The sequence below is a fragment of the Mobiluncus curtisii ATCC 43063 genome (assembly GCF_000196535.1).
GTDB lineage: Bacteria > Actinomycetota > Actinomycetes > Actinomycetales > Actinomycetaceae > Mobiluncus > Mobiluncus curtisii.
Genome location: NC_014246.1, coordinates 1,339,239 through 1,364,789 on the forward strand (window position 1 = coordinate 1,339,239; position 25,551 = coordinate 1,364,789).

At 58.0% G+C, this 25,551-nt stretch carries 20 protein-coding genes, 2 tRNA genes and 1 pseudogene; 13 read left to right on the forward strand and 10 right to left on the reverse strand.

The genetic code is table 11. From position 1 onward, the window contains the following. Positions 1–16 precede the first annotated feature (16 nt). Positions 17–1,246, reverse strand: a complete 1,230-nt coding sequence (mnmA, locus tag HMPREF0573_RS05605; RefSeq protein WP_013189162.1) for a tRNA 2-thiouridine(34) synthase MnmA — start codon at positions 1,244–1,246, stop codon at positions 17–19. A gap of 85 nt (positions 1,247–1,331) precedes the next feature. On the opposite strand from mnmA, the gene HMPREF0573_RS05610 reads away from it, so the two are divergent. From HMPREF0573_RS05610 to nusG, 6 genes are all read left to right on the forward strand, one after another. Continuing rightward, entirely contained in the window at positions 1,332–2,477 is a 1,146-nt protein-coding gene (locus HMPREF0573_RS05610) for a tyrosine-type recombinase/integrase (RefSeq protein WP_013189163.1), read from the forward strand. Positions 2,478–2,782: 305 nt separating this feature from the next. After that, on the forward strand, positions 2,783–3,109 hold the full coding sequence (locus HMPREF0573_RS05615; protein WP_013189164.1) for a hypothetical protein: 327 nt from the start codon (positions 2,783–2,785) through the stop codon (positions 3,107–3,109). Between the two features lie 90 nt (positions 3,110–3,199). Further along, positions 3,200–4,405, forward strand: a complete 1,206-nt coding sequence (locus HMPREF0573_RS05620; protein ID WP_041797985.1) for a pyridoxal phosphate-dependent aminotransferase — start codon at positions 3,200–3,202, stop codon at positions 4,403–4,405. Between the two features lie 180 nt (positions 4,406–4,585). Then, a tRNA-Trp gene (locus HMPREF0573_RS05625) sits at positions 4,586–4,661 on the forward strand. Between the two features lie 164 nt (positions 4,662–4,825). Further along, on the forward strand, positions 4,826–5,086 hold the full coding sequence (secE, locus tag HMPREF0573_RS05630; RefSeq protein WP_004007290.1) for a preprotein translocase subunit SecE: 261 nt from the start codon (positions 4,826–4,828) through the stop codon (positions 5,084–5,086). A gap of 45 nt (positions 5,087–5,131) precedes the next feature. Further along, positions 5,132–5,947, forward strand: coding sequence for a transcription termination/antitermination protein NusG (gene nusG / locus HMPREF0573_RS05635; RefSeq protein WP_004007289.1), 816 nt, complete (start codon positions 5,132–5,134; stop codon positions 5,945–5,947). Positions 5,948–6,247: 300 nt separating this feature from the next. Here the strand turns inward: nusG and HMPREF0573_RS05640 are convergent. Both HMPREF0573_RS05640 and HMPREF0573_RS05645 read right to left on the reverse strand, forming a co-directional pair. Then, a tRNA-Lys gene (locus HMPREF0573_RS05640) sits at positions 6,248–6,323 on the reverse strand. Between the two features lie 177 nt (positions 6,324–6,500). Next, positions 6,501–7,001 carry an HIT family protein gene (locus HMPREF0573_RS05645; protein ID WP_004007288.1) on the reverse strand — a complete coding sequence of 167 codons (501 nt, stop codon included), beginning with the start codon at positions 6,999–7,001 and terminating at the stop codon, positions 6,501–6,503. An 86-nt stretch (positions 7,002–7,087) separates the two neighbouring features. Here HMPREF0573_RS05645 and holA point away from each other — a divergent pair, with 86 nt between their 5' ends. Continuing rightward, a complete protein-coding gene (holA, locus tag HMPREF0573_RS09915; protein ID WP_041797986.1) occupies positions 7,088–8,176 on the forward strand; it encodes a DNA polymerase III subunit delta in 1,089 nt (362 codons plus the stop codon). Between the two features lie 43 nt (positions 8,177–8,219). Here the strand turns inward: holA and HMPREF0573_RS10050 are convergent. After that, positions 8,220–9,794: pseudogene (locus HMPREF0573_RS10050) on the reverse strand (ComEC/Rec2 family competence protein); the annotation flags it as partial. Positions 9,795–9,803: 9 nt separating this feature from the next. Beyond that, positions 9,804–10,811, reverse strand: coding sequence for a ComEA family DNA-binding protein (locus HMPREF0573_RS05660; protein WP_236589675.1), 1,008 nt, complete (start codon positions 10,809–10,811; stop codon positions 9,804–9,806). A 180-nt stretch (positions 10,812–10,991) separates the two neighbouring features. Between HMPREF0573_RS05660 and HMPREF0573_RS05665 the strand changes: the two genes are divergently transcribed. Continuing rightward, on the forward strand, positions 10,992–12,467 hold the full coding sequence (locus tag HMPREF0573_RS05665) for a hypothetical protein (protein ID WP_013189170.1): 1,476 nt from the start codon (positions 10,992–10,994) through the stop codon (positions 12,465–12,467). Between the two features lie 9 nt (positions 12,468–12,476). On the opposite strand, the gene HMPREF0573_RS05670 is transcribed toward HMPREF0573_RS05665, so the two are convergent. From HMPREF0573_RS05670 to HMPREF0573_RS05685, 4 genes are all read right to left on the reverse strand, one after another. Continuing rightward, the gene (locus HMPREF0573_RS05670; RefSeq protein ID WP_004007283.1) at positions 12,477–13,370 is read right to left on the reverse strand and encodes a metal ABC transporter permease; all 894 of its coding nucleotides are present in this window, start codon (positions 13,368–13,370) and stop codon (positions 12,477–12,479) included. Then, positions 13,367–14,173 (reverse strand): metal ABC transporter ATP-binding protein, encoded by an 807-nt coding sequence (locus tag HMPREF0573_RS05675; RefSeq protein ID WP_013189171.1) that lies wholly within the window; start codon positions 14,171–14,173, stop codon positions 13,367–13,369. The genes HMPREF0573_RS05670 and HMPREF0573_RS05675 overlap by 4 nt, the downstream gene beginning before the upstream one ends. Beyond that, the gene (locus HMPREF0573_RS05680) at positions 14,170–15,108 is read right to left on the reverse strand and encodes a metal ABC transporter substrate-binding protein (protein WP_013189172.1); all 939 of its coding nucleotides are present in this window, start codon (positions 15,106–15,108) and stop codon (positions 14,170–14,172) included. The genes HMPREF0573_RS05675 and HMPREF0573_RS05680 overlap by 4 nt, the downstream gene beginning before the upstream one ends. An 89-nt stretch (positions 15,109–15,197) precedes the next feature. Further along, positions 15,198–18,119, reverse strand: coding sequence for a leucine--tRNA ligase (locus tag HMPREF0573_RS05685; protein WP_013189173.1), 2,922 nt, complete (start codon positions 18,117–18,119; stop codon positions 15,198–15,200). A gap of 217 nt (positions 18,120–18,336) precedes the next feature. On the opposite strand from HMPREF0573_RS05685, the gene HMPREF0573_RS05690 reads away from it, so the two are divergent. Further along, positions 18,337–18,813 carry a hypothetical protein gene (locus HMPREF0573_RS05690; RefSeq protein ID WP_013189174.1) on the forward strand — a complete coding sequence of 159 codons (477 nt, stop codon included), beginning with the start codon at positions 18,337–18,339 and terminating at the stop codon, positions 18,811–18,813. A 368-nt stretch (positions 18,814–19,181) separates the two neighbouring features. Here HMPREF0573_RS05690 and rpsT read toward each other — a convergent pair whose 3' ends face one another. Further along, positions 19,182–19,445: a 30S ribosomal protein S20 gene (gene rpsT / locus HMPREF0573_RS05700; RefSeq protein ID WP_036325044.1), complete on the reverse strand. Its 264-nt coding sequence runs from the start codon at positions 19,443–19,445 to the stop codon at positions 19,182–19,184. A 239-nt stretch (positions 19,446–19,684) separates the two neighbouring features. Between rpsT and lepA the strand changes: the two genes are divergently transcribed. The 4 genes from lepA to HMPREF0573_RS05720 all read left to right on the forward strand — a co-directional run bounded on the left by lepA (position 19,685) and on the right by HMPREF0573_RS05720 (position 25,474). Beyond that, positions 19,685–21,535: a translation elongation factor 4 gene (gene lepA, locus HMPREF0573_RS05705; RefSeq protein ID WP_036324867.1), complete on the forward strand. Its 1,851-nt coding sequence runs from the start codon at positions 19,685–19,687 to the stop codon at positions 21,533–21,535. Beyond that, entirely contained in the window at positions 21,535–22,482 is a 948-nt protein-coding gene (gene trmB / locus HMPREF0573_RS05710) for a tRNA (guanosine(46)-N7)-methyltransferase TrmB (RefSeq protein WP_013189176.1), read from the forward strand. The genes lepA and trmB overlap by 1 nt, the downstream gene beginning before the upstream one ends. After that, positions 22,482–23,909, forward strand: a complete 1,428-nt coding sequence (gene hemW / locus HMPREF0573_RS05715) for a radical SAM family heme chaperone HemW (protein ID WP_041797988.1) — start codon at positions 22,482–22,484, stop codon at positions 23,907–23,909. The genes trmB and hemW overlap by 1 nt, the downstream gene beginning before the upstream one ends. Positions 23,910–24,034: 125 nt before the next feature. After that, entirely contained in the window at positions 24,035–25,474 is a 1,440-nt protein-coding gene (locus HMPREF0573_RS05720; protein ID WP_041797989.1) for an ATP-binding protein, read from the forward strand. The last annotated feature ends 77 nt before the right edge of the window (positions 25,475–25,551 follow it).

A 25,551-nucleotide genomic window follows, 5' to 3' on the forward strand; every position in this document is an offset into this window, starting at 1 on the left:
TAAATGATTTCCGAGGTCACAAGTTCGGTCCGCAGTCCGTAGCGGTGATGGTCGCCTGGGCGATGACTCGGTCCCCCTGGGAACTGTCTTGGTAGAGCACCAGAGACTGTCCCGGTGCCACTCCGGTGACTCCGGCGGTGGGCGACAGTGCCACCTGCAGTTTGGTTCCGTCCGTGCTGGATTCCAGATGCACGGCTTGGGGTGTGACGGGCTGACCGTGGGCGCGGAACTGGATAGTCAACCCGACCGGGTCCAACTCGCCTTCACCAGTTGCGCCGAGCCCCAGTCTGGTGGGGTCTGTCAACCAGTTCACTGCCGGACCGGCTTGGATTTCCGTGACTGTCAGTGCTTGACGGGGAGCCACGAACACCGTGTTCGTTTCTGCATCCGTGCCTACCACGTAACGGGGGGCACCGTCCTGGTGAGGGCGGGGAATGTGCAGGCCGCGACGCTGTCCGACCGTGTATTGGAACGCGCCATCATGAGAGCCGACCACTGCCCCGTCCTCATCCACAATCTGACCGAGGGCTGCCCCGATACAGCCACGCAAAAAGCCACGTGTGTCTCCGTCGGGAATGAAACAGATATCGAAAGAATCGCGCTTGCCCGCCACCGGGATTCCCAGTGCCTCCGCTTCTGCCCGAGTGGCGGCTTTGTCCGTCACGTCACCCAGCGGGAACACGGCTCGCGCCAGCGCCTCCGCTCGTGCCCCTGCCAAAACGTAACTTTGATCCTTACCTATCGCTGACCCGCGCAGCAGGGCGAAGTCCGGAAACGCGCCCTCCGCGACGGTCGGGGGGACTCCCACCGGAATCAAGCCTACTTGACCGGGACGCCACAGCCGGGCATAGTGACCCGTCGCGACATAATCGAAGCCCTCCCGGCGAGCGCGTTCGATGACATAGCCGAACTTGATGAAACGGTTGCAATGCACACAGGGGTTCGGGGTCAGACCGTCACGATAGGCTTGCACGAACGAATCCATCACGACCCGGTTGAAACGCTCTGCCAAGTCCCACACCTGCAGCTCGACCCCCAGGAAATCCGCGACTCGATGCGCATCAGCCAGGGCGTCCACCGGCTCGGCGGAGGTGACAGGTCGCGACCACGGGCGGGAGGGAGACTCCAACTGCATAAAGAATCCCGAAACCTCGTGACCGGCAGCCTGCAGGCGCGCGGTTGCCACTGCCGAATCCACCCCGCCGGATAGTCCCACTAAAATTTTTGCCAAGTTTTTCCTCCTCAATGACCTCACATTCTACCGTTTCCCATTGAGCTGGCACTCGCCGGTCCCGACACCTCGGGAAGATGCCTATTTGAAAGGAAAAACAATGGAAAATCAGCTAATCACCGACTCGCGCTCGCACCTGGAACCGCAGACTTTCTCCGATTTTGGTCGGATTTGGTTAGAGAGCCGGGTCGATTTAAAGCCGACCACCAGGGCTTGCTATCGGTCGATGCTAAACATGGTCAATCTGGAATTTGGGGAACTGTCCCCGAAACAGGTCAGCTATCTGCAGGTCGTTTCCTGGGTTGCAAAGCTTGCGGAACAGGGAGTCAGCCCCACCGGGGTGCGCCAGGCGTATCAAATCGTGGGGCAGGTGTTGGCGTTGGCGAACCGTTTGGGGGAGATAGAAAGCAACGTGGCAGCCGGAGTGCCGTTGCCGACAGTGTGCCGTACCGGACGCCATCGGTACTTGAGCGTGTTGCAGCTGGAATCTCTGGCGCTGGAGATTGGGTGGTGGCGTTTGACCCGCGATCTCGCTGGGGTCAGTCTGCCCGTCGGGTGGGGACAAAACGTGGTGTTCTTGCGCAAGAAAGGGCGTGCCGGGTACCTGACACGTCGCAAGTCTCGGGCCGGGGCGATTGACACCGGTTTGGCGTCGCTGGGTAGGGTGCGCGGTGGACAGACTCCCGCACGGGATGGCAACCAGCTGGAGATTCTGGTGCGCTTGCTGGGCTACACCGGTTTGCGTATCGGGGAAGCCCTGGCGTTGACCCCCGCTGCCCTCGATTTAGATCGGCGCATTATGCGAATCGAGCGGGCAGTGTCGGAGGTGTCGGGGCGGCAGGTGTTTGGCACTCCCAAGAACGGTCGCACCAGAGTCGTGCCGATTCCGGATTTCTTGCGGCGGGACTTGCGGGTGTTGACCAGGGCGACCCGCGGGGGTGACGACTTTCTCTTTGCTACCAAATATGGCACCCCGCTGCGAGCCTCTAACCTGCGCTTACACTTCGACATGGCAGCCTTGGCGGTCGGACAAGCCGGATTGCACATACACGACCTGCGTCACACTGCCGCCACTTTGGCAGTCTCGGCAGGCGCGAACGTGAAATCGGTGCAGCGGATGTTGGGACATTCGTCAGCTTCGCTGACCCTCGATGTGTACGCAGACTTGTTTGAACCGGACTTGGGAGATGTCGCCGGGGCGCTGAGTCGGATGCGTCAGAGCACCCTGCGTCGAGCCGCTGCCTAGGGCGAACGAGTTATGCACACGGCTTGTGGAAAAACTGTGGATTAGTGAGTCTACGGTGGAAATGTGCAGGTAAAGTCCAGGTTGATAAGGAGGGCGAAAAAATGGCGTAATCTCGGGTAAAGCATTACAAAGCCGCAGTTCAGGGTGGTGTTAAGGGAGGGGCCACGGTGAAGCAGAGCCGCTGGCGGTTTTCCGCACCAAAAGCACTAACCCGTCCCCACCCCTTGTGGATAACCTGTGGAAACAGCGCGAACGGGGGGAGCTTTCGTTCCGATTCTGTTCATCGGCTTTGATAGGCTAAAGCCATGAATGAACCTTTAGCAGGAACCGGCGGACTGCCCGACGGTCAGCCGACAGGCGGTGAACCAGGCGCAGACACTGCCTGTAACTCGCAGGGCAGACCCCACAGCACTCGTGAAGAATACGAACGTGCCATTTTCCTGGCACGCGTGGTGCTGGGGTTCACGGTGGTGGCGGCGGTCACATTGATTGTGATTGCCCTCACGGCGCATCGAGACTATCCCTCCATCGTGGTCAGCCTCGTGATGGTGGCAGCGGCGGTGCTCTATTACGTCAGGACCGCCCGGTCGGTAAAACAGGATTTAGAATCCTGCCCGGAACTGCGGAAATAGGGTTATCCCGGGTGCGCGTTTCCTACCACCCGACCTGCCCGCCGCGACGAGATGGTGCGTCGCCCTGATGAAAAGTGCAAGAATGGGGTCATGAGTAAAAATCGTGTTTCTGCGCGCCTTGCCGCCATTGCCCCGTCCGCGACCCTCGCTGTCGATAGTAAAGCTAAAGAACTAAAAGCTGCCGGAAAGCCTGTCATCGGCTTCGGCGCTGGTGAACCGGATTTCCCGACTCCCGATTACATTGTGGAAGCTGCCGTGGCGGCGTGTAAAGACCCCGCCAACCACCACTACACTCAGGGTAAAGGGATGCTGGCTACCCGCGAAGCTATCGCTGCCAAGACCTTGCGCGATTCCGGCTACGAAATTGACCCGAATAACGTCATTGTCACCAACGGTGGGAAACAGTCCGTGTTCCAGGCTTTTGCCGCTACTGTTGACCCCGGCGATGAAGTGTTGCTGCCGGCACCCTATTGGACCACCTATCCCGAAGCAATTCGCCTGGCTGGAGGCGTTCCGGTAGAAGTCTTTGCCGGTGCTGATCGGGACTACAAAGTCACGCCCGAGGACTTGGAGGCGAAACGCACGGAGCGGACCAAGGTCCTGCTGATTTGTTCCCCCTCTAACCCGACCGGTGCGGTCTATACCCCCGAGGAACTGACCGCTATCGGTCAGTGGGCTGTGGAAAAGGGCGTGTGGGTTATTAGTGATGAGATTTACGAACACCTGCTGTATGACGGTGCTCAGCCCGCCCACATCCTGAAGCTGGTTCCGGAACTGGCAGACACCTGCGTGGTCGTCAACGGCGTGGCGAAGTCTTACGCCATGACCGGGTGGCGTCTGGGCTGGATGAACGGTCCGACCGACGTCATCAAGGCTGCCACTAACTTTCAATCCCACCTGACTTCCAACGTGTGCAACATCGCCCAGCGAGCTGCCATTGCGGCATTGACCGGTCCGATGGATGCGGTGGAACAGATGCGTCAAGCCTTTGACCAGCGCCGTCAGACCATCGTGCGGATGCTGAGCGAGATTGACGGCTTGCAGGTACCCGTGCCGCGTGGCGCGTTCTATGTGTATCCCGATGTGACGGGCTTGTTTGGACGCAGCTTGGACGGGGAGCGTATCGAGTCCTCTTCCCAGTTGGCAGCCATGATTTTGGACAAGGCTGAGGTCGCGGTGGTTCCCGGCGAAGCCTTCGGGCCCAGCGGGTTCATCCGCATGTCCTATGCCCTTTCCGACGCTGACCTGGTCGAAGGGGTCAGCCGGGTGCAGGATTTGTTGGCAAAAGTGAAGTAGGTTTTTTGGATTTCACCGGGGGTAGCGCATTAGTGTGTTGCCCCCGGTTTAATTTTGGGTTTGACTTGGTTTGGTTCGGTTCAGTGTGGGTGCGCTTGAAAGTTAGGGGGGCTTTGCCCTATCATTGAGGACGCTGTGTTTTTCGTTTCCACCTGACGGTGTGAAAGCGAGATTCAACCTAGGGAAGTGGCGCAATTGGTAGCGCAACGGTCTCCAAAACCGTAGGTTGCAGGTTCGAGTCCTGTCTTCCCTGCCAGTAGCTGAAATCGACCATGTTGAGCAATCGAGTCTGGTCGGTGAGCCCCGGACGATTAGCTTTAGGCAGGGTTTTCGACTATAATTTGACTCATCCCCCCGTTAATTTGCTTAGGGTGAAGTGTGCCCTGGGCGGGGAAAAATTGCCTACAGGAGGAACACATAATGGCAGAAACCGAGGGTGCCATTCAGCCGGCGAAAAAAGCCGAGCCGACCCCTAGCGCTGAGCAAGATCTTGGCTTTTTTGCACGTATCGTGCAGTTTTTCCGCCAAGTCGTGGATGAGATGAAAAAGGTCGTCTATCCCACCAGCGAAGAACTGTGGCGCTACTTCTTGGTCGTGATTGTATTTGTGGCCATTATCATGACCGCGGTCGGGTTGATGGATCTGGGTTTCGGAGCCCTCACCGACGTCATCTTTAGCTAGACCAGTTTGGTCTTTTCAACATCGTTACCCCACGAGGAATACAGAATGTCAGACGAAAACGAATTGCAAGAAAACGCCGCTGTGGCTGAGGAAGCCCAGCCGGAACCTAGCCAGCCGGTTGAGGACACTCAGCCCGCCGAGGACGCTTTGGAGGAAGTTCCCGCCAATGTGGACCCGGAAACTGGTGAAATCATCGAGGACGCCGCGGATACTGCGGACACCGAGACGGAAGAACTCGACCCGAAACAGGCCCTCGAAGTCGAGCTGCGCGCCCTGCCAGGCCGGTGGTACGTGGTGCACACGTACTCTTCCTATGAGAAGCGTGTGAAACAGAACATCGAACAGCGCGTGGCAAATAATCCCGGCATGGAAGATTACGTCTACCAGGTCGAGATTCCGATGGAGGAACACGTCGAGGTTAAGCCCAAGAGTCGCAAGGTGGTGCAGCGTCCGCGCATCCCCGGATACGTTCTGGTGCGTATGGACATGGATGAGAACTCCTGGCGTTTGGTTAAGGACACCCCGGCTGTGACCGGTTTCGTCGGTAACCAGCAAGATCCGCTGCCGTTGACGCTTACGGAAGTGGTCAATATGCTGGCTCCGACCGCCAAGGAAGCCGCGAAAGTGGCGGTGGAAGACGGTCAGGTCGAGATTTCACAAGCGACGCAGCGGACTGCCCCGGTGGCGGCGGATTTCGAGGTGGGTCAGTCGGTTACTATTACCTCCGGTCCGTTCGAGACGCTCTCCGCGACGATTGCCGAGGTCAACGCCGAAACTCAGAAGCTGACCGTGCTGGTCACTATTTTCGAGCGCGAGACTCCGGTGGAGTTGAACTTCAACCAGGTCACCAAAATCGACTGATTCTTGAGGCTTGGCGGTGGGCGCGGGATTTCCATCCCGCGCCCACCGGGGTTTTTAGGGCTTGCTTGTAAGCCGGGCTGGGTCATCTCATCAGCAGCCGCAGTTAAACTTGGCTTTTCGTCCAGCCGGAGGTGCGGAACTGAACTCTCAAAGCTGGCGGGGAAGGCTGGCTGATTGCGCCGGGAATCCGCGAGGGGGCACGAGGGAGAGGTCGCGCTTAATCTTTAATCTGCGCGCGATTGAGCGGGGTAAAATATCGGAAACTAGCGAGAGAAATTGTTGAAATCGCGATGTTCTGAGTGGTACACCACCAGGGACTCGAACCCTGAACCCACTGATTAAGAGTCAGTTGCTCTGCCAATTGAGCTAGTGGTGCATGCGCTTCAGGCGCGGTTAACAATGTTAACGCTCCGAGGGAAGATTCACAAATTGAACGAGCCACAATTCTTAAGATTCGTGGAGGCAAATCTGGCGAACTGGCTTTTACCTGCTTATTTGCGGCGATTTTAGGAATCTGCGCGACGGAACTAACGCGCCGCTCGGCGCGACACGGTTATCCCAGGGACTCCAAAGATGCGGGAACATTGGCGCTATAACCCATTTCCACCAGGGCGCTGCGCAGTTTTTCACAGCTGGCTTTGATGCCATCCGCCACTCCCGCCGCTTTGGCATCGGGATTGAGTACTTGCATAGAATCGGTCGGAATCACATGAATATGCAGGTGGGGGACATCAAAACCGGCGACGACTATCAAGGCTCGTGACACGTTAAACGCATCGCGTCCGGCTTGCCCGATAATTTGCGCAACTTGGGACAGATGCGCGATCAAATCCGGGTCGGCATCTAGGTAGTTGTCGACTTCCTCCCGCGGCACCACCAGCATGTGACCGTCACTGCGCGGTTCAATGGTGGCGAACACGACACATTGTTCATCTTGCCAGACAAAATTGCCGGGGATTTCACCGTTGATAATTTTTGTAAATACGCTGGCCATCAAGTTTTCCTTTCGCTTGCAAAAGTCCGGTCGGGCAGTTTTTCCGCGGAACGGGCGCATCGGGTGGGACCGGAGAGACTTCCCGGCGTCGTCCCGCTTTTATAGTAGGGGAATTTTGTCTCCGAGGGGGCATGTAGAGTTAAAGCGTGGCAACAAAGAAAAACGCTCCGAGAGGCTCCAAGTCGGCTTTTGAACCCTGGTCGCGTGCAGCTTTGGCTCCGGTGGTATTGCTGCTGGGAAAACAACGGGTTTTCGCGCAGCGTGCCATAGCCAGCTTGCGTGCGGCGGCCCTGGACGCGGCAGAGAGAGCCGGGGCGATGGAACCCCCGGAAATCACCGAGGTCAACCCCCGGACTTATGAATCATCCCGTCTGAGCCAACTGACTTCTCCTTCTCTCTTTGGAGGAATGCCGCTGATTATCATTCCCGGACTGGAACAAGCGAACCCGGAGCTGCTCCAGGATTTAGAAACTTACTTGGCAAAGCCCACGGCGGACGCTTCGCTGGTGCTGTGGCACGCGGGGGGAAATCACGGGAAAAAGGTCCTGGACTTGTGCAAAAAGGGTGCCGCAAAGGTGTATGCCTGTGACGAACTGCGCTGGCCGGAAGAAAAAGCACAGTTCCTCCAGGCTGAAGCGGGACGGCTGGGGCGTCCTCTCCACCCGGACGCGGTAGCGGCTCTGGTGGCGGCGCTGGGGGACGAGTTCGAGGAATTGCTCGCCGTGACCACCCAGCTGCTACAAACGGTGGGAGATCCGTCTCAGCCGCTGAGTCTGGCTGAAGTCGATCAGTATTTGCAAGGGCGGGTGGAGGCGACCGGGTTTAACGTCGCTGATGCGGCGGTGACCGGCAATGTTGGCGAAGCGCTGCGCCTGTTACGTCACGCTTTAGCGACCGGGGTGGCGCCGGTATTGATTGTCTCCGCGATGGCTACGAAAATCCGCCAGATACTGACGTCCCTTTCCCCCTCGCTGCCCCCCGCGATCTCGGCGATGGACCTGGTGGACCCGCCTAAACCCCTGTTTGGACGGATTGCTCAGGGAATCCGTGCGGTCGCACCGCGCTGGGATGACGAGCGGCTGGGGCTAGCCATCCTGGCAGTAGCCCGCGCGGACGAAGCTGTGAAAGGGGCGTCGCGGGATCCGGAATATGCCCTGGAAGCCATGGTTTTGGCAGTGTGCCGATACGCCAGCGGCGTGCGTGAGCCAGTTGGGATGCCACCCACGCGAAACTGAGTGCCACTATCAACAGTCCACCCACTCCTGCCACCGGGTTTTCTAACCAATCAACTTCCGCTCCGGGGCGACTGGCAAAGAATCGCGCCACGCCCGAAATCCATGCGGCAGCCCACCCGGTGAAATGCGCCGCCCCCTGTTCCAATAACCGTACCGGCAGGGCGCAAATAGCGCACGGACCGGTCGGGAGTCCCGCCAGTGCCGCTAGGGCAACCAGCCCCAAACCGCCCACGGTCACCAGGGAGGACACCGCTCCGGTTAAGAGATTCGCGGGTAGGGAATAAACTTGCAGTTTCCCGCGCATCACCAACATCAGCGGCGCACAAGCCAGCTGCGCGCTCAGGGAAACAGCCAGTGGCAGCGCCAGCAGGCGCGGCAAAAACCGAGCGCACCAGGCAGACAAGTAAGGTCCGCCGGTCACGATAGCGCCCGTCGCCACTACGGACAGGGCAAAACCCCAGGAAGTTGCTTGGAACGGCTGTACCAGCAGCATTCCTATAATCGCCGCGGACAGGGAGGACACCGCGCGGGAGGGGCGGGCTATCCCCAACCCCACCAGCGTTAACACCCCCATGACCGCCGCGCGAGTGACGGAGGCAGAGCCTTCCAACATGGTCAGGAAAGTTCCCATAATCCCTGCCGCCGCCACGACTTGCACGCCACGAGGTTTCCGGGCAGTCAATCCCAGCGCCAGGGACAACAGGACACTGAGGTGCATTCCAGAAACAGCGGTCAGGTGCGATAATCCTGCCACCTGCATAGACTCCTGATCTAGGGGATCTTGGGCGACAGTTAGCCCCAAGCTCATCGCCATAATCATTCCCGCCGTTGATTCTGAGAGACCAGACGTAGCCTGGCGCAGACGCTGGCGCACCGCATTGACAAACACAAACCGTCCGGTGGGAGGTCCGATAACTTCGGGGGTGGTCGGAGACTTCGCATAGCCCAGGTATTGAGTGGATAGGTCCCGACCAGCCAGACCGGTACGCAGACGTACCCATGAGCCGAGCGGAACTTCGTCCCAGCCGGCACCTTTGACCTGCAACCGGGCGCGGGTGGGGTAAGTAAAGCCGTGCCAAGTCAGACGGGTCGCTCTCAAGTCAACGCGGTAGCTGTCTCCCCAGCTCGGTTTCGGAGTGGAAATAACCTGGGCTTTTATGTCAAAGCGGGCGGTTGGATGCGCACCAATTACCGCCAGGTAATCACGCGAGATCAGCTCTAAACGCAGCGTTAGGGTGCCAAAAACGATGGCAATCACCAGGGCAGTAATCAGCAGTGCAGCCAGCCCGGAGCCGCGCGGAAACAGGCGATGACGCCGGCGGGTGGGGGTGTTGGTGCCGCGTGTCCCCACGCGGACAGATGCGTGGTCGGGACGACTGCCTCCCCGCCCTTGTGAACGATTGAACCGCCCCAACGCAACCGCTGAAATGACCGCAACCAGAGCAAATCCGAGGCTCACCGCGAGGGCGACGCACTCTCCACGACTTCCTGCCACTAAGAGCGCCCCCCACAGGCTCACTGCCGGAATCGCCAACCGTAAATCCAACGGGGCAGCCCGGTAGTCCTGATCGGTGCGCAACCGTCGGATAATCAGCGATGTTTCACTCGGCGCAGTCATCGCGAATCCTCACACGCACACGTGATCGCGCAGACGCGACATCAATGCCGGACCGATACCGCTAACCTCGTCGAGCTGATCCACCGAAGCAAAACGCCCGTTAGACTCGCGGTAATCCAAAATACGTTGCGCCAGGGCGGGACCGATACCGGACAGAGTCTGCAGAGTTCCCAGGTCGGCGGTGTTCAAGTTCACCTTGTCGCCTGCGCCTCCCGCTGATTTTGTGCCTCCGTCCGGGGCACTGTTCGCATTTCCACCCACGCTCGGCGGAGGAGTCTCTCCAGGTCGAGGCACATAAATCATTTCCCCATCCGTGAGGGGACGAGCCAGATTCAGAGTACTCAAATCCCCTTCGGGCAAGGCTCCCCCCGCCACTTCCAGAGCGTCCGCTACCCGTGACGGGTCTGCCAGATGAACCACGCCGGGGCGGCTCACCGCTCCTGCCACGTGAACCACCACTTCGGCGCCGTTTGCGCCAGGAAGATATAGATGCGGGGCAGCGCCCGGTGAGGAAGCACCACCGTCCTTTCGGACCCCTGCTGTTCCAGATTTTCTCTCCACAGCTGCCAGCGCCGCCCCCGGTCCGGCGGAACTGCCTGTTTTGGAATCCGGTTTTCCCGTGGCGTCCCCGGACAGCACCCCGGCAGGCGGAGCCGCGGGGGGAGCGGCCAAGACTTGCCAACCCACCACTAAAAGCCCGCATACCAGCATAAATACTGCAATTAAGGTCGCCACCCGCGGGCTGGGAGCCAGGCGTAACCGCTGTTCACGCTGTGCCACGGGTCTGACCTGGAGGCTATTCTCAAAACCGTGCACCAGGTCTTCGGCACGCCCCGTCAGAGCGCCACGAGCCGATGGCATCCCCTCCGTGCTGTATTCGGATGATGGTGTAGCGCGGCGCGCGGAGGGGTAATCCGGCGCGGCGTCGTCCAGATAACCCACCCCCGCGGCTCTGGCTCGCTCAAACACCCCGGCCGTGAGTCGGTCACGGTCCGTTTGCCCAAACTTATTTAGCATCCTGGCTGCCTCCTCTGTCACACCGGGAACTGTGCGACCCTCCCTTGTGAAACTAATCGCGACCAGCCGGCGCGAAAACTCCAAAAAGATTTACCTGTGGACAACCCGGAATTGCCTTCCCTTGTGGAAAACATCTTGAAAGGTAGTTTTTCGTTGCTATCGCTGGGATAAACTAAAGCAGTGAGAAAACAGAAACCGGATTTAAGTAATTCTGCGGCCGCGGTGCGCCAGCCTCGCCTGGTCGAACGAATTATTGGCGCAGCTATTTTGGTCCTGGCAGTGGTGGTGTTGGTGACCGCTACGATGCAGTGGTTTGGTGATACCGCCCGGATTCGCAACAAAGCGGAAGTGAAAAAAATCACCACGGTGGCGCCGCTGAAAGAAGCCTGGACCCTGGCGATGCCCGCGAAAATGAAAGATCCGCGCACGGCACAAGTGTGGGGCTATCAGGATGCGCAAGACTCTCTGGCTGCCCAGGATGCCGCTACCGGTGTGACGGCTAAACTGGCAGAAAATGAACAGCTGGTGCTGGTCAAGGGCACTGATGGGAAAGCCCAAACCCAGGCTGTTGCGCTGATAGACGAAACCACCGGCACCGCCAAATGGTCGAAAACTTACGACGACCTGCCCCTGGACTATTGCCTGAAACAACTGTGGCAGAGCTCGATTACCTGTGAATCTGATAAAGCCAAAAAGGTGGTGCGGATTGACCCTAGCGGCAATGTTGCGGTGGGGGATTTACCTAATGACATTTGGAATTTAGCAACCGGCGAGCACGTGTTGGGGGCAATTTTTGACCAGTTCCTGGTGGTTCCTATTGCGGTTGGAGAGGGAAATTCGGCAGGGGCACAAGCGGTTTACATCACGCCCGACTTTGCCTGGAAAGGAAAATTCCCGCTCATGGTGCCGAATGCGCAGGCTGCCCAGCCCCTATCGGTGCAAACTCGGGGGTCAGTGACCCTGCTGGGGGTGACGACTTCGAACCAAGACGGGTCTAACCGGCAAAATACTTGGAGCTATTCTCAGATTATCAATACGAAAATCGGTTCCCTGGACACCTCTAAGCTTGGTACTGCCGCACAGATGTCGATGCTGGAAGCCGGATTTTTCGCGTCCGCAGATCCGCAGGGCGACGGGCAGATTGATTGGCAGGTCTACGGTTCTGACGGTGCGATAGTGGGGGAGGGCAAGTGCCCCGCGCTGGCGGCACAAGCCTTGCACACCCAACTGCGCGCCGGACTTCGGCTAGACACTGACAGTGCTATGGCAGCTCTAAAATCTGGGAAAATCCCTGTCCTCATGCCCAATCGGACGTATTTTTTGGCGGACCGCGGGGAAACCTGTGCGTCCTGGCCCGGCTGCGCTGCCAAAACTTGGACCACCGGGGACGGCGTCACCATCAATCTGAAAGCTCCGGGGACTCCGCTGACCTCCGACGCGACAAAAGCCGTGTTTACCGAGGGCAACGGGGGACTGCTGAGTTACGGGGTGGTCGACGGGAAATTCCTTTGGGAAGGCATCGCGCCACCATTGAAAGGAGCTGCCACCACCGGGGATACGTTTGTCCTGGGGTCAGGGCTGGGTCAGTTGGCGCAGCTGGGTGACCTCAACAAGGGCAGTGCCAAGGCAGTGTTGCGCTACCTCGGCCTGCCCTAGAGGGGTGCCTCAAGAAGCAACCTGTTGAGGTTCCGGGTCAGGACCGGGGGCGGCAGACTGCGCGCCATGATAGCGCTGCAGACGCTGTTGACGAAGCAAATCCACCAGCCAAACGATCAGGAACAATACGCCTTCAAGCAGCACGACTGTGGCTCCTGACGCGGTATCGAACCAGTAAGAAATATAAGCTCCCAGCACGACGCAGGATACGGAAAGCAAGGGAGCTATCCATAGCATAGCGTTGAACCGGTTTGTGAGCAGCCGGGCGGTTGCGCCAGGGGTAATCACCAGTGCCACGATGAGGATTGCGCCCACTGCCTGCATCGCCACCACGACTGTCAAAGACAGAGCTACCAGCAACAGAGTCGCCAACCAGCTTGTAGAGATGCCGATAGCGTGGGCGTGAGTCTTGTCGAAGGCATACAGCACCAAATCCCGTTTTTTGTATAACAACAGCACCAGAGCGAGTGGGCTCAATATCAAGACCTGCCACATATCGGCTCTGGTAATGCCGAGCATGTCGCCAAACAAAATGTGGTGCAAATCAATGTGACTGGGGAACAGGCTGATTAAGACCAGACCGGAGGCAAACATTGTCGTGAATACCACCCCAATAGCGGTGTCTTCTTTGACTCGTCCGCGCCCCCGCACTGCGCCAATCAATCCCACCACCAGCAAAGCTGCCACGAGGGCGCCTATTGCGAAGGGTGTTCCCAAAAGGTAGGACACGACGATTCCGGGAAGAATTGCGTGGGACAGGGCGTCACCTAACAGTGACCAGCCAATTAAGACCAGCCAGCAGGACAACACGGCACAAACTGCCGCCGCGACTCCGGTGACGATGATGCCGCGGAGCATAAACTGTTGCGTCCACATTTCGATGAAAGCTTCATAAAAATTCACTGTCCACCTCCTGACGCGGCGGGATTTAATCCAAACGCTTTCGCGAGGTTCTGCGGGTCTAAGGCGCCAGCGGGATCACCTTGATAAACTACGCGGCGATACAGCAAAACCACTTCATCGCAGAGCTTTTCCAAAGAAGCCAAATCGTGGGTTGAAACCACCACCGTGGTGCCTTTTGCCGAGATTTTGCGCAGCAAATCGACGATATTGGTTTCGGAATATTTGTCTACTCCGGCAAACGGTTCATCGAGGAGCAGGAGCGGGGCACCTTGGGCAATCGCGCGGGCGATAAATACCCTTTTCTTTTGACCACCGCTCAACGCCCCAATTTGGCGCTGTTGCAAATCTTGCAATTCCACCATTTCTAACGCGGCTTGCACCGCTGACACGTCTGCAGATTTGGGACGACGGGTCGGTCCCATAAATCCATACCGCCCCATCATGACGACTTGGTTTACGTTAACCGGGAAGTCCCAATCGATTTCCTCGTTTTGGGCAACATAACCAATCAGTCGCTGTTTCCGGGCTTGGTTCGCGTCAATTCCGGCAACTTTAATGCTGCCCTTTTGATACGAAACACTGTTCGTGATGGATTTGAACAGCGTTGATTTTCCCGATCCGTTCATCCCTACCAGACCACAAATTTGACCGCGTGACACGGTTAAACTGGCACCCTCCAGTGCCACATTAGCTCCGTAACGAACATGCAAATCTGAGACTTCTAATATAGGCAGGGCTGAATTTGAGCTGGACTCAGCTTCAGCCCCGCCTGGCTCTATGCGGTTGTCGAGAGCATCGCTCATTTCTGAGTCAATCCTCGGGTAATCAAATCTGCGTCGTAGCGCAACAGGTCCAGATAGGTCGGAACGTCTCCATCTGCGTCTGACAAGGAATCAACATACAATTCCCCACCAAATTTCGCCCCTGTGGCTTCCACAACGGGTCGCATTTTGTCTCCCACGGTGGACTCGCAGAAAACTGCGGGAACGTGGTTTTGTTTCACGTAGTCTTCCACTTCCGCTACGCGAGAGGGAGTGAGGGCTCCTTCGGCATTTACGCCCCACAAGAATTTCTCGTTGAGGTTATAGTCGCGAGTCAGATACGAGAATGCTCCCTCACAGCTGACCAAAGTACGTTGTGACGGGTCGAGCTGGGAAAGTGTGGAAGTGATGTCCTCGCCGACTTTTTCAATCTTGGCGCCATACTGTTTGGCATTTTCCTGGTACTCGGAGCAGTTCTTTGCATCTAAATCGCAGAAGGCTTTTGCCATATTCTTCACGTAGAGGGCGCCGTTTTTCGGGCTCATCCAAGCGTGGGGATTGGGCTTACCCTTGTAGTCGCCTTCGGTAATCGGAATGGGCCCTACGCCCTGCGAAACATTGACCTTTTTGGCATCCAGATCGGCGGTAAACTTCGTGAACCAGCGTTCCAAATCCAGCCCGTTATTTAAAATCAGTTTCGCTTTCTGCGCCGACTTCAAGTCCGAGGGCGTGGGTTGGTAATCGTGGATTTCCGCCCCAGGTTTGGTGATAGAGCGGACTTCCAGATGGTCTCCGGCAACGTTTTGAGCCATGTCCTGCAACACGGTAAATGTGGTGAGAACCAGGGGTTTTCCTGGTGCGGCTGAATCCGAGCTGGAGCTGGGGGTCCCGCCGCACCCGCTGAGAGAGGCTCCCAGGCACAAAAGCGCAGCTACGGTCAAGGTTTCTTTAATTTGCTTGTTTTTAATTCTCTTCATGGGTATAGCCTAAGTTAGGTATACCTAACTTTGCAAGCCCGAAACCGTTGAAATCCCGTAATTTAGCGATTTTTTTGTACTGACAAATCCTAAAAAACCAAGGATACGAGCTTCGGAGCACGCACGATAATCCGTTTCGGTTCGCGCCCGTCCAGCAACTTCACCACCGCCGGTTCCGCCAGGACTTTTGCCTGCAAATCCGCCTCGGAAATCTCGGGGTCTACCGAGACTTTCGCGCGCACCTTGCCCGCCACCTGCACCACGCAAGTGACCTCCTCGGCAGCCAACAGCGACTCATCGGTCACGACCGGGAACGTAGCACGGGCAATTCCGCCCTGGTGACCCAAACGTTCCCACAGTTCCTCCGCAATGTGCGGAGCGATGGGGGCGACCATCACGACCAGTGCTTCTGCGGCTTCGCGCGGCACCTGCGGCAGACCGGTGAGGTGATTATTCAGCACAATCATCTTGGCGATAGCCGTGTTCACGCGCAGATTGTCATACTCCACGGTGACATCGTGAATGGTGCGAGCCAGCACTTTCGCGGTCGCCAAATCCGGGGCGTCATCGGTAACGGTGAGCGTGCCGGTGTTTTCATCGACGATATTGCGCCACAGTCGCTGCAGGAAACGCTGGGAACCGACCACCGCGCGAGTGTCCCACGGGCGGGACATATCCAGCGGTCCCATCGACATTTCGTAAACCCGGAACGTGTCCGCGCCGTAATCCGCGCACATCTGATCAGGGGTGACTATGTTCTTTAGCGACTTGCCCATCTTGCCGAACTCGCGGTTGACCGGCTGACCCTGCCAGGTAAAGCCGTCCTCTTCGCTGCCCTCCACTTCGTCGGCCGGGACGTATTGCCCGCGCGAATCCGTATAGGCGTAAGCCTCAATCATGCCCTGGTTAAACAGGCGATGGAACGGCTCTGAACTGGACACATACCCCAAGTCATAGAGGACCTTGTGCCAAAAACGCGCGTACAGCAGGTGCAGCACCGCGTGCTCCACGCCGCCCACGTACAAATCCGTACCGCCGCTGAGGTTGCCCGCTGCGGGGCGCGGACCCATCCAGTAGGCTTCGTTGTCGGTGCTGGCAAAAGCCGTGGGGTTGTCCGGGTCGGTGTAGCGCAGCTCGTACCAGCACGAGCCCGCCCAGTTCGGCATGGTGTTTTGGTCACGAGTGTAGGTCTGCTTGCCTTCGCCCAGGTCCAGTTCGACGGTCATCCAGTCCGTAGCGCGCCCCAGCGGGGACTCCGGGGTGGAGTGGGCGTCATCAGGGTCAAAAGTCCGGGGCCGGAAGTCCGACACTTCGGGCAGCTCCAGGGGCAGCATCTCTTCCGGCAGGGCGTGAACCCGCCCGTCAGAGCCGTAAACCACGGGGAAAGGCTCGCCCCAGTAGCGTTGCCGGGAAAACAGCCAGTCACGCAGGCGATAGGTTACGGTCTTTTCGCCCCGCCCGGTCTGGGCCAGCCAGTCGCTGATTTTCGCGATAGCCTCAGCCTTGCCCAGCCCGTTCAAGCTGATTTCGCTGTTGGCAGAGTTCTCAATGACGCCGTCGCCGGTCCAGGGTTCCTCTTGCACATCCAGGCCATCCGGGCCGGAAATAGTTTGGATAATGTCCAGGTTGAACTTCCGAGCGAAGGCGTGATCGCGCTCGTCGTGGGCGGGCACAGCCATAATCGCGCCGGTGCCGTACCCCATCAAAACGTAATCCGCCACGAAAATCGGCACCAGGGAACTATTGACCGGATTCGTCCCAAAAATGCCGGTAAACACGCCGGTCTTTTCGGTGAAGTCGGTTTCCGCAGTCCGTTCGCTGTCGCTCTTGGCGCTGGCTTGTGCTCGATAGGCCGCCACCGCTTCGCGCGGGGTCGCGTATCCGCCGGTCCACTCCGGTCGGGTCCCCTCCGGCCACGTGTCCGGCACCTGCAGTTCCGTGTCCGCGCAGTCCTCGGCCCCCACCAGCGGATGTTCCGGGGAAATGACCATGAAAGTCGCGCCGAACAGGGTGTCGGGTCGGGTCGTGAAGACCTGCAAAGTCTGCGGCTGCGGCCCTTGACCGGCTTCGACCTGGAAGTTTACGGTGGCGCCGAAAGACTTGCCAATCCAGTTGTGCTGCATGGTGCGGACCTTATCGGGCCAGTCAATCGTGGCCAGGTCGGCATCCAGACGGTCTGCATAGCGGGTGATGCGCATCATCCACTGGCGCAGTTTCGTCTTAAACACGGGGAAGTTGCCGCGTTCGGAACGCCCCTCGGCGGTGACTTCTTCGTCAGCCAGCACCGTGCCCAAGCCCGGTGCCCAGTTCACCGGCGCGTATGCCACGTAAGCCAAACGCTCGGCATCAATGAGTTCCGCCTGTTCCACTGCGGAAAGTTCGGTCCAAGTCCGTCCATCCGGGGTGGGACGTGTGCCGTCCTCATACTGCTTCACAAGGGTGGTAATCGGCCGGGCCGCGCCCTTTCCGGAGCCGTCGCGGCGCGGAGCTTCGGGGTCATACCAAGAGTTGAAAATTTGCAGGAAAATCCACTGGGTCCACTTGAAATAGTTCGGGTCGGTCGTGGCGAAAGAACGCCGCCGGTCGTGGGACAAGCCAATGCGTGCCAGCTGTTTGCTCATGTTGGCGATATTGTCGTGCGTGGTGATGGCCGGGTGCTGGCCGGTTTGCAGGGCGTACTGTTCGGCGGGCAGACCAAATGCGTCGTAACCCATGGTGTAGAGCACGTTCTTGCCCTGGGCGCGATGGTAACGGGCGACCACGTCGGTGGCGATATAGCCCAGCGGGTGTCCCACGTGCAGACCTTTGCCGGAAGGGTAGGGGAACATGTCGAGAATGAAGTATTTTTCGCGTTTTGCCAGGTCACCAGCCAGGGGACCGCTGGGGTTATCAGCGTTAAAAGCGCCGGTCTCGTCCCAAATCCGTTGCCATTTTGCTTCCAAATTCCCTGCCATCTGAGCCGTGTAGCGGTACTGCGGGGTGTCTGGGGTATCCGGGGTGTTTTCAGCCATTATTCCTCTTCTTTCCGACAATCAACGTATCCAGTTTAGACCAGGGGACCTACGGGCGAAAAAGTCGTGACCCAGAGGGTATTAAATCGGTGTCGAGGCGACCATGCGACGCTGTAATCGGCGGATTTGATTCATTTACACCAAATATCCGGGTTGATAAAATTGCCGGCAAGCTAGGTTTTTTCTCAACAGTTATTCGGACTCCGGGAGAAATATCATGAATACGTTTATTCGCAATAGTGCGTTGGGGATAGTTGCAGTGACAGCTCTCGCATTTGGTGTGTCGGCTTGCGGTGGGTCCGGCACGCAGCCCGCTGATGACGCCTCGGCGGCTAGCCCGACAATGCAACCGGCAAGCCCGTCTCCCAGCGCAACTGTGGACTTCTTTACCATCGTGAATGACATGTCTAGTGATATGTGTATGGAAGCTTTGGTAACTGGAACACTGCAGGTTGATGAGCAAGGATGTTTGGTTCTCGCAGGGGATGACGAGGTTCCCGCGATAATGCCTTTATTGCCCAAAGGAAGCCAGATCTCAGACAAATCTGTAACTCTGCCGGATGGAACTGTTTTGGAAATCGGCAAGAAGGTTTCCCTTGGCGGTGGATTTACCAACGAAGAGCGATTCGTGTCCAAAGCGCGTAAACAGTGCAACACTTCTTCCGTGTACGTAGTTTGCCATGAACAAGGCTGAGCGGCAGCCTTTACGTTGCAGTTGCCCGCTCCTGAACATCAATGACCCCTGCCTGGGGAATTGGATGCCGGTTTTGGCGCGGGGCTGGTTTCCGTCAGCGTGCTTTTATTAATTTTCTGAATTTCAGTGCAGCTGGGTGCTTGGTTTTTGGAGTGGTTGCACGAGCGACCGATTTCAACCCAGAATACGCGTCCCTGCTGACACCTGGTTTACTAAACTTACAGGTTATAGCGATTTCAGTTGCGCAGAATCGGCACGGAGCAAAGTGAAATCGGTTGTTCGTGCAAGTGCATTGGGGTTAAAGGGTCAGTGGGCAAAAGGAAAACGCCCACCGAGGTGGACGTTTTCAAATAGCTTAGAGAAACCGGTTACTGCATGGCGGCAACGCGGGTGGCGAGCTTAGATTTACGCTGAGCCGCCTGGTTCTTGTGGATGACACCCTTGGAAGCTGCCACGTCGAGGTGACGGGTAGCCACCTTCAAGTTGGCTTCGGCTGCGGCTTTATCCCCAGCTTCAATAGCCTCGCGGGTCTTGCGCACCAGGGTCTTTAGCTCGGAGCGCACGGACAGGTTACGCAGGCGCGCCTTTTCGTTGGTGCGAATCCGCTTTATCTGAGACTTAATATTTGCCAATTTTCTTCCCTCAAAAGTATTGATTTTCGCCGGTTTTGGCGACACACAAGGTAATATCCTACGTCAATTTATGCCACATTCGCAAATTAGCAGGAGGGGAGGGCGCGGCCCTCTGGTCCGGCATCTAGGCTCGCTCGGCGCGGAATTAGCAGCGGTGATGATTGTCCCCCGGAAATAGATTGGGCAAACGGGGGAAAAATGACAAAATGGAATGTCTAGCGAGAAAGATAAGGAAATCCATGCCCATTCCTGGTGATGCCCTGTTACAGTCGATTGCGCCCGCCGCCACCGACCCGTCCCTGATTCGTAACTTTTCGATTATTGCCCACATCGACCACGGGAAGTCGACGTTGGCGGATCGGATGTTGCAACTGACTGGGGTCGTCTCGGAACGCGAGATGCGTGCCCAATACTTGGATCGGATGGACATTGAACGCGAACGCGGTATCACCATTAAATCCCAAGCCGTGCGGATGCCCTGGCAGGTGGGCGACAAAGCCTATGCCCTAAATATGATTGACACCCCTGGTCACGTGGACTTTACCTATGAAGTCTCGCGTTCCCTGGCGGCTTGTGAAGGAGCGGTGCTGCTGGTGGACGCCTCCCAAGGCATCGAGGCGCAAACCCTGGCGAACCTCTACCTAGCCTTGGAGGGGGACTTGACCATTATCCCGGTGCTCAACAAAATCGACCTGCCTGGCGCGATGCCGGAAAAGCACGCCGAAGAACTGGCGAACCTCATCGGGTGCCAGCCCGAGGACTGCTTGCGAGTCTCGGGCAAGACCGGAGAAGGCGTGCAGGCGCTGCTGGACGAAATCGTCTCCCAGGTCCCGCCGCCCGCTGGACAGCCCGACGCCCCGACCCGCGCGCTCATTTTTGATTCGGTCTATGACACGTATCGCGGGGTCGTGACCTATGTGCGTGTTATGGACGGCTCGCTCACAGCCCGTCAAAAAATCAACATGATGTCCACCGGCACCACCCACGAGCTGCTGGAACTCGGGGTCATCAGCCCGGAACCGATTCCTACGAAAGGAATCGGGGCAGGTGAAGTCGGTTACCTCATTACCGGGGTAAAGGACGTGCGCCAATCTCGCGTGGGCGATACCGTTACTGCTGCGGAAAAGGGCGCCGACGAGCCCTTGCCGGGCTACCGCGACCCGATGCCGATGGTGTTTTCGGGACTGTATCCGATTGACGGGACCGATTTCCCGGTGTTGCGTGACGCACTGGACAAGCTGAAGCTGAACGATGCGTCGTTGACTTTCGAACCGGAATCATCAGCCGCCCTGGGGTCAGGTTTCCGTTGCGGTTTCTTGGGCTTGCTGCATCTCGAAATTATCCGCGAGCGTCTGGAGCGCGAGTTTGACCTGGTGCTGATTTCTACCGCCCCGAATGTGGAATACGTGGTGGTGTCGGAGGACGGCAGTAAAACTCACGTCATGAACCCTTCTGAGTTCCCCGAAGGTAAAGTCAAGGAAGTCCTCGAGCCAGTAGTAACCGCGACGATTCTGACCCCCTCGGACTTTGTCGGTCCGGTCATGGAACTGTGCCAAGATCGACGCGGCACTATGAAGAACATGGAGTACTTGAGTTCGGACCGGGTGGAACTGCACTACACCCTACCGTTGGGCGAGATTGTTTACGACTTCTTTGATCAGCTAAAGTCCCGTACCAAAGGCTACGCCTCGCTGGACTACCACCTGGATGGGATGGCTCCTGCCGACCTGGTGCGGGTGGATATTTTGCTGAACGGGGAACAGGTCGACGCATTTTCTGCCATTGTTCACAAGGACAATGCCTACAGTTATGGGACGGCGATGGCGACGAAACTGCGTAAACTCATTCCGCGCCAACAATTCGAGGTGCCTATTCAGGCAGCTATCGGCACCCGCATTATCGCTCGGGAAAACATTCGGGCGCTGCGTAAAGATATGCTTGCCAAGTGCTATGGCGGTGACATCAGCCGGAAACGCAAACTGCTGGAAAAACAAAAGGCCGGCAAGAAACGTATGAAAGCCATCGGGCGAGTCGAGGTTCCCCAAGAAGCCTTCATCGCCGCGCTATCCAACGAGGAGACGCAAAAATAATGGGCAAAACGATTCGAGCCGACGTCCCGTCCGGCAGTGACGATGAAATGCCTGACCGTCAACGTCCTTTCCCGCGGGTCAGAACTTTTGCTCGGCGCGGGGACCGCATGGGGCAGACTCTGGAAAAGACCTTTGAAAAGTACAAAGACGCCTACCTGCTGGATGTGAAACGTGGGGCAGGACCGACGATGGTAGCCGAAGGGGAACGCTTGGATCCTCGCGTCGTATTTGGTCGCGAGGCTCCTCTCATTGTCGAGGTCGGCTGCGGTAACGGCGAACAAATCACCCACTCAGCCGCGCTGCACCCGGAAAACAATTACTTGGGATTTGAAGTGTGGCTGCCGGGAGTGGCAAAAATCGTGTCCTCGGCGGTGCGTAACTATGACGGCTTGCCCAATCTGAAAGTTGTGGATGTCGACGCCCTGCAAGCCTTGCCTATTTTGCTCGGTGAGGCGACGGTACACGAAATGTGGACATTTTTCGCCGACCCGTGGCCAAAGACTCGCCATCACAAGCGGCGTCTGGTGGCGCCGGAGTTTGCGGCAATCGTGGCTGACCTGCTGGAGGATGGGGGACGGTGGCGTCTGGCGACTGACTGGGACGATTACGCCTGGCAGCAGCGTGACGTGGTTGAGTCCACCCTCGGGTTGTCCAATCCGCATGGTGGACAGCGTCCCGATGTCAGCGATCCACAAGGTCAGCGCGGCGGGTTTGCGCCACGTTTCGACGGTCGGGTGGTGACGGCGTTTGAACGCCGGGCGGCTCGTGAAGGTCGCGGTGTGCACGATTTGTGCGTGGTGCGCCTGGCGCGCGGTTCGGCGGCAGAACGTGAACAGACAGCTTCGTTCCAAGTGACGGCACGTTTGGGACGGGTTAGCGAGACGGAGAAGCCCGTCGAGTCCGGGTTCGTCCCGCGTGAGCCGTGGTATGGGGCGGACGAAGCCTGATGGGTTCGCCGCGCACGCTCTCCGCTTACGTGCATGTGCCCTATTGCTTGCGGCGTTGCGGCTACTGCGATTTCAATACTTACTCGAATCTGTCGTTGGGTCCCGGAGTGGGGGGCTACGCGGCGGCGTTGCTCCGTGAAATCGGTTTGTACGCACCGGATTGTTCCGTGTCGGTCGCGGTGTGCCCGGACGGGGGGCACAAGGGTGGCGGTCACGAGGGCGGTGCTGGTGGCGCTGGTGCCAGCGCTGGTCGCCAGGACGGCAGTCACAAGGGCGGCGGTCGCCAGGACGGTCGCGCCCTGACCAGTGTGTTTTTCGGCGGGGGAACCCCGACAGTCTTGCCGGCAACTGATTTGGTACGAGTCTTGCGCGGTCTGAGCGAAACTTTCGGGCTGGTGCCGGGCGCGGAGATAACGACCGAGGCAAACCCCGACACGGTGACGCCGCAGTATTTAGAAGCCCTGGCGGCAGGCGGTTTTACGCGGGTGTCCTTTGGGATGCAGTCGGCGGTCCCTGCGGTCTTGGCGACTTTGAATCGGACGCATCAGCAAAAGCACCTGGTGGCAGGCGTGCGGGCAGCGCGCGCGCAGGGACTCGAGGTCAGCGTGGACCTCATTTATGGCACGCCGGGAGAGAGCTTGGCGGATTGGCGGCCCTCGCTGGATGCGGCGCTGGAGCTTGGGGTGGACCACGTGTCCTGCTACGCACTGGTCATCGAGCCGGGGACCGCGCTGGGGCGTGCCCTCGCGCAGGGTGACATCCCTCCGGTGGACCCCGACGACCAGGCGGATAAATACGAGCTGGCTGATGAGACGCTCAGCGCGGCAGGCTTGCAATGGTACGAGATTTCCAACTGGGCGCGCCCGGGCCACGAATGCCGTCACAACCTGGCATATTGGCGTGACCAAGATTGGTATGGTTTCGGTCCCGGCGCCCACTCACACCTGGGTAGTACGCGCTTTTGGAACTTGCGCCACCCCGCAAAGTGGATGCAGTCCCTGCAGGCGGGGTACCGACCTGTTGACGGTCGGGAAATCGTCACGGGGGACAGCGCCCGTCTGGAGAGACTCCTGCTGAATTTGCGTCTGCGGCAGGGTCTGGATTTGGGTGAATATGCCGGCGAATTCGGGGTTGACCAGGCAGCGTTACTTTCTGAGGCGCACGAGTTAGCTCAGGAGGGCTTGCTGGACGGCGCATTGCTGCCCGAAGATGCCACGTCGGGGGACCGTGAGTTGGCGCAAAAGGACGGTTCGCTATCGGTCGGACTGTGTTCGCAGGGGGACGGACTTTCGCACCAGGACGGGCTTTTGCATCAGGACGGTTCGGCAACTGACTCTCTGACCAGCAACACGGGCCGGGCGGTGCTGACCCGGCACGGACGGCTGCTGGCTGACACGGTCATTCAACGTTTGGCAGGGGTGTCATAGAGAGGTTCAAGCCGTGACCGTCGCGACTGTTGCGGTCGAACTTCCCACTTATTTCCCACTTAACTTCCCCAAGTGTTATGTTAAGTGGGAAGTTCGGGTTAAGTGTCGGGCGTAAAGGGGCAAAAATGGACGCGGAAGAACTCGCCAGAATCATCACGCAGTTGCGTTTAGTCGGAGCAGATCAACAAAATGTCGAAGTCAAGACCGGGGTGGGCAAGTCGGTTTTAGAGACCCTCAGCGCCTTCGCCAATGCGAGTGGAGGGCTGCTGATTTTCGGACTTTCCGAAGCGGACGGTTTTACCCCCGTAGACAAATTCGATGCTCTGGCTGCCCGCAACGCGCTAATCGATCGATGCTCGCAGATTACCCCGTGCCTGCGCCCGCAGGTCGACATCGTCCCTTTTGAAAATATCCAGTTGTTGGTCGCCACCATCGAGCCGGTGCTGGCTAGTGAACGTCCCGCATACGTGACTGAGAAAGGCGTGTATCGGGGCAGTTATTTGCGGGTCGGTGATGCCGACCAAATGATGCGTAACTATGAAGTTGACCGACTGTTAGAGGAACAGCATCAACCGCTGTGGGACACCGAATATGTGGAGCTTGCGGGCATCGAGGACCTCGACTCGGTGGCGTTACGGGATTTCTTGACGGGACAAAAGTCTTTGCGTCCCAAGACTTTTGCACAAGGTGCGGAAACTGCCTATGCGCGTCTGCACGTTGCCAAGGACGGTCACCCGTCGTTGGCTGCGCTGCTGGCTATGGGGGAGTATCCGCAGGAATTTTTCCCGCGTCTCAATGTGACTTTTGGACTGTATCCGGGCACTTCCAAAGGCGATGTCACCAAGGGTTTACGCTTACTGGAAAGCGCTAATCTCACGGGCTCTATTCCGGAATTAGTGGAGGCGGTTATCGGGAAAGTGCGTGCCAATATGCGCACGGGTGCGCTCATAAATGACGTTTTTCGTAAGGAACTGCCCGATTATCCCCTGGTTGCGGTGCGCGAAGCTATTGTCAACGCTTTGTTGCACCGGGACTACTCTCCGACCGCGAGGGGGACGCAGGTTCAGGTCAATATGTTTGTAGACAGGTTGGAAATCACAAGTCCGGGTGGTCTGTTCGGGGGTGTCACGGTGGATTCTTTGGGTAAAGACGGACTTAGTTCGACTCGAAATCAGTGGTTAGCGACTTTTTTGGAAAATGTGAGAACTCCCGATGGGGGATTGGTAGCCGAGAACCGTGGCACTGGTTTCGCTGTCATAGAGCAGTCCCTAGCTGATGCGCTGATGCCTCCAGCAAAAGTTCGCGAGAGTTTGACCAGCTTCACTATTATTTTTGAGCGGCGTCATGTCGCCAAGACCGAGACCTATGCGAGCGCAAAAGACCATGTGCTCGCTATTTTGAATTCGCGCACGACTGGCAGTACCACCGAGATTGTTCAGGCTACGGAGTTAAGTCGCACCGCTGTACAGCGGGCAGTCAACCAGCTGATTGAGGAAGGTTTGGTGGAATCGATGGAACCGGCTCGTAGCCCTAAACAGCGTTATCGGACTCTCTCGGTTCGTTGAGCGGAGCGCATGGGGCAAAAGCGCGCTGTGAAACTTCCCACTTACTTCCCACTTAACTTCCCCAAGTGTTATGTTAA

Excerpts from the sequence above, each read along its gene's own strand:
- HMPREF0573_RS05685 (WP_013189173.1), bottom strand. The coding sequence starts at position 18,119 with ATGGCTGAAAACACCCCGGATACCCCAGACACCCCGCAGTACCGCTAC.
- lepA (WP_036324867.1), top strand. The coding sequence starts at position 19,685 with ATGCCCATTCCTGGTGATGCCCTGTTACAGTCGATTGCGCCCGCCGCC.
- HMPREF0573_RS05610 (WP_013189163.1), top strand. The coding sequence starts at position 1,332 with ATGGAAAATCAGCTAATCACCGACTCGCGCTCGCACCTGGAACCGCAG.
- nusG (WP_004007289.1), top strand. The coding sequence starts at position 5,132 with ATGTCAGACGAAAACGAATTGCAAGAAAACGCCGCTGTGGCTGAGGAA.
- HMPREF0573_RS05620 (WP_041797985.1), top strand. The coding sequence starts at position 3,200 with ATGAGTAAAAATCGTGTTTCTGCGCGCCTTGCCGCCATTGCCCCGTCC.
- HMPREF0573_RS05675 (WP_013189171.1), bottom strand. The coding sequence starts at position 14,173 with ATGAGCGATGCTCTCGACAACCGCATAGAGCCAGGCGGGGCTGAAGCT.
- HMPREF0573_RS05720 (WP_041797989.1), top strand. The coding sequence starts at position 24,035 with ATGGACGCGGAAGAACTCGCCAGAATCATCACGCAGTTGCGTTTAGTC.
- HMPREF0573_RS05615 (WP_013189164.1), top strand. The coding sequence starts at position 2,783 with ATGAATGAACCTTTAGCAGGAACCGGCGGACTGCCCGACGGTCAGCCG.
- HMPREF0573_RS05660 (WP_236589675.1), bottom strand. The coding sequence starts at position 10,811 with ATGCTAAATAAGTTTGGGCAAACGGACCGTGACCGACTCACGGCCGGG.
- HMPREF0573_RS05645 (WP_004007288.1), bottom strand. The coding sequence starts at position 7,001 with ATGCGCCCGTTCCGCGGAAAAACTGCCCGACCGGACTTTTGCAAGCGA.
- HMPREF0573_RS05680 (WP_013189172.1), bottom strand. The coding sequence starts at position 15,108 with ATGAAGAGAATTAAAAACAAGCAAATTAAAGAAACCTTGACCGTAGCT.
- secE (WP_004007290.1), top strand. The coding sequence starts at position 4,826 with ATGGCAGAAACCGAGGGTGCCATTCAGCCGGCGAAAAAAGCCGAGCCG.
- HMPREF0573_RS05690 (WP_013189174.1), top strand. The coding sequence starts at position 18,337 with ATGAATACGTTTATTCGCAATAGTGCGTTGGGGATAGTTGCAGTGACA.
- trmB (WP_013189176.1), top strand. The coding sequence starts at position 21,535 with ATGGGCAAAACGATTCGAGCCGACGTCCCGTCCGGCAGTGACGATGAA.
- hemW (WP_041797988.1), top strand. The coding sequence starts at position 22,482 with ATGGGTTCGCCGCGCACGCTCTCCGCTTACGTGCATGTGCCCTATTGC.